At 35.7% G+C, this 2842-nt stretch carries 3 protein-coding genes; 1 reads left to right on the forward strand and 2 read right to left on the reverse strand.

Going from position 1 to position 2842, the window contains the following annotated elements:
- Positions 1-28: 28 nt before the first annotated feature.
- Both WFK35_RS21965 and WFK35_RS21970 read right to left on the reverse strand, forming a co-directional pair.
- Complete coding sequence (locus WFK35_RS21965; RefSeq protein WP_336734704.1) at positions 29-151, reverse strand: hypothetical protein; 123 nt, start codon at positions 149-151, stop codon at positions 29-31.
- Between the two features lie 127 nt (positions 152-278).
- Positions 279-1661: an MFS transporter gene (locus tag WFK35_RS21970; RefSeq protein ID WP_336734706.1), complete on the reverse strand. Its 1383-nt coding sequence runs from the start codon at positions 1659-1661 to the stop codon at positions 279-281.
- Positions 1662-1804: 143 nt separating this feature from the next.
- Here WFK35_RS21970 and WFK35_RS21975 point away from each other — a divergent pair, with 143 nt between their 5' ends.
- On the forward strand, positions 1805-2275 hold the full coding sequence (locus WFK35_RS21975) for an Lrp/AsnC family transcriptional regulator (protein WP_336734708.1): 471 nt from the start codon (positions 1805-1807) through the stop codon (positions 2273-2275).
- Positions 2276-2842: the final 567 nt, after the last annotated feature.

Genomic DNA, 2842 nt, shown 5'->3' on the forward strand with positions numbered 1-2842 from the left:
CAGGTTTATCGGGAATTTTTGTTTTAATTCATTCAATTCCTTTCGTTCCCAAATTAACATCTCCCGCCAAAACAACGACATCGGCATGATCAAAAGATAATTCCGACATTCCAAATTCCTGATGCAGATCGCTGATGATTTGTATTTTCATGGTGCTAAAATAAAAAAAGAACCGACAATTTCTTGCGGCTCTCTCAATAAGAATGTCTAAACTGATTTTTCGGTTAATCAAAAAGTATAGATATTCCTTTATATAATTTAGTTTAAAGTAGGTCAGTTTACGAAACAGCGATTTCAGATTCTGCGATTTTTATATTTTTAAAGATGAAAAAACACAACATTGTTAATGCAAAAACAGCATAGCCGATCAGAATAATCAGACTTAAATTTCCAACCGCCAGTTCCGAAGGAAAAATCTGGCTCATCAACGTCATAAAAGACAACCCGATTCCTGCGCCTAAAAAATAGCTTGTCGAACTCAGACTCGAAGCCACTCCGTAAGAGGAAGGATTTACATCCTGAATTCCCAAAACAGACAAAGCGGTAAAACAAAACGTCATCCCTATTCCTGAAATGCATGCTGCACCGAATAAAATCATTGACAAAGGATGCCCGAAATAAATGGAAACCAATAATGCCAAAGCTCCGCTCAACATAAAGATCCAGCCCAAAATTCCCATCTGTGAAGAATTTATTCTTTTGGCAACATGAGGAAGGATAAATTTAGCTACCAAAGCCGACATAATACTGAAAGGAACCAGCATCAGTCCCGCCGAAGCCGCACTGTGATTCATATCTTTCTGCAACATCAGCGAAATTAAAAACAAAAATCCGATGAAAAAAGCGCCTAAAGCCACAAAAGCCAGATTGGAAACTACCAGAGAAGAATGTTTCAACAATTTTAAATCAATCAAAGGCTGAGCAACAGATTTTAAACGGAAAACGACAGAAGTTAATAAAATGACCGCCAAAATTAACGAAGCTGCAACCAATAAAGTCTGTTCTTTGATGTGAACCAGTTCATGCGTTCCGTATGTTAGGCTCAGTAACCCCAAAACCAGAAGAATTCCCGACAGAAGATCTGTTTTTTGGGATAAGCCTTTCTCGTCTTTCGGAAGATATTGATACGCGAAAATCAAGGTGATGAAAAGAATCGGAACATTGATTAAGAAAACCCAATGCCAGCTCAGATACGTACTGATGATTCCCCCAAAAGAAAGTCCGCTTCCGGAACCAATCGCAGCAAAAGAACTGAAAATCCCGATCGCACGGTTTCTCTCCTGATCTTCTTTAAATGTATTCGTCACAATAGACATTGCCGAAGGCATGATGAAAGCCGCTCCCAATCCCTGCAATGCTCTGAAAATAGCTAAAGTTCCGAAGTTTTCAGACAAACCCGCTCCCAGAGAAGTCAGCATAAAAAGGAATAATCCCAAAAGAAAAATTTTCTTTCTTCCGAGCTGATCAGAAAGTTTTCCCCCGATAATCAGAAAACCGCCAAAAAACAATACATATAAAGTCTGAAGCCATTGTACGGTTTCTGCACCAATCCCGAATTGCTGTTGAATAGAAGGAATTGTGAGATTGATAATCGCAATATCCAAAGCCTCTACAAATGTTCCTACCGATGCTAAAATCAAAATCAAATTCTTTCTCTCCATATAGTTCAATTATGCTGCAAAATTAAAATTAATAGAACGTATATAAAAATTCAAACTAAAATTAAGAACATATTTAATTTAATTCAATTTAAAAAAGAACAAATAGTCTTATATTTGAAATTAATTCTTCAAAAACAGAACAGATGGCAACAGAAAATTATACACCCGACGAAAAAGACCTTTCCATTCTCAGAATTTTACAGAAAGATGCGAAATTAAGCGTCCGCGATATTGCGGCAAGAATTAATCTGAGTCCCACTCCTACTCACGAAAGAATTAAACGAATGGAAAAACTGGGTATCATTAAAGAATATACCACCGTTGTTGACCGTAAAAAAGTAAATAAAGGAATGATAGTGATTTGCATGATCGCGCTGAACGTTCACAACAAAAAAACAGCAGGGAAATTCATCGAGGAAGTCGGAAAACTGAAAGAAGTGGTTGAGTTTTACAACATCAGCGGAGATTTCGATTTTATGCTGAAAATTCTCGCTCCGAATATGGATGAATTTCATGAATTTTTCGTGAACAAGCTCTCTGAAATTGAAGGAATCGGACAGACGAAAAGTATTTTTGTGATGAACAGTATTAAGGAAAGTTTCCAGATCTTGTAGTCATTTTTTCTGGTAAATTATTTTAACGGAAAGACCACAAAAAATATTTTTAAAATTGTTGTGAATATTTTTTGTTCGCAAGGGCGTTTCACTCAGCAATTGAGTAATTTTGCCATGATTATTTTGCTTAGTATTTGTTATCCTGAAAGGATCTAAGCAAAGTATTAGAAATTGAAAAAAAATAAGCAAAGCAAGACGGATGCTAAAACACACGCTTCATCACAGATGAAATCTGCATAACTTTGCTTCCTTAAAATAATCACAATCATTAAAAAAACTTTGCGTTTGAAAATGCCCGACTTTCCACCACATTTGTCATTCTGAAAGAATCTAAACAAAGTATTATAAATTCTGGAAAAAATCAAATTTAAAATTCCAAAGCAAAGACAATGTAAAATTGTTCTATAAAAAGAACCAAAGAAAAACAGATGCTAAAACACACGCTTCATCACAGATAAAATCTGCATAACTTTGCTTCCTCAAAATAATCACCATCATAAAAAAAACTTTGCGTTTGAAAATGCCCAACTTTCAGGCACATGTGTCATCCTGAAAGGATCTAAGCAC

Source organism: Chryseobacterium sp. VD8 (assembly GCF_037149975.1).
GTDB classification, from domain to species: domain Bacteria; phylum Bacteroidota; class Bacteroidia; order Flavobacteriales; family Weeksellaceae; genus Chryseobacterium; species Chryseobacterium indicum.